Below are 611 nucleotides of genomic sequence, written 5' to 3'. Positions count from 1 at the left end.
CGATACTGTTATTAATTGCTTGCCAGAAAATTCATGCGCCTGCTGTGGTAGCAGTGATATTCAAATTGATAAAGCCCCTTATTACCGTCATCAAGTGCATGAAATACCTGAGCCGATTGTCGATATTACGGAGTACCGCTTATTCAATGGTCATTGCACGCATTGCAATGAAAAAATGAAACCGGTCACGCCTAAAAGTATGCCTCAAGGCATAATCGGTCCAAATTTATTGAGTTACATAGCCATTCTGTCTGGCCAATATCACCTGAGCATTCGAAAAATACGTTCTTTATTAAAAGAACAACTTGGTACCACGTTTTCTATTGGTACGATAAGTGAAGCTCAAACTAAAGTAGCTTCAATGCTTACAGTGACGCACCAAGCAGTAAAGTTAGCGTTACAAAAATCCCCATTAATTCATGTAGATGAAACATCCCATAGTCGTAATGATGAAGATGGATTGCGTTGGTGCTGGCTTATGGCGAGTATTCTGGTCTAATCGATCTGGACACCTTGATTGTGGATAATACGATAATCAATCGAGGTGAATATGAATACAAAACGTCAATATCGAACTTATACGAAAGAATTTAAAGAAGAGGCAATCGGCC

General features: G+C 39.3%; 1 pseudogene. It reads left to right on the top strand.

The annotated features are described in order from the left end of the window. Positions 1–487: pseudogene (locus HC723_RS17020) on the top strand (IS66 family transposase); the annotation flags it as partial. Positions 488–611 lie beyond the last annotated feature (124 nt).

This window comes from Vibrio sp. S11_S32, assembly GCF_014694465.1.
GTDB lineage: Bacteria > Pseudomonadota > Gammaproteobacteria > Enterobacterales > Vibrionaceae > Vibrio > Vibrio algicola.
This window is presented reverse-complemented; position numbering and strand designations above follow the sequence as displayed.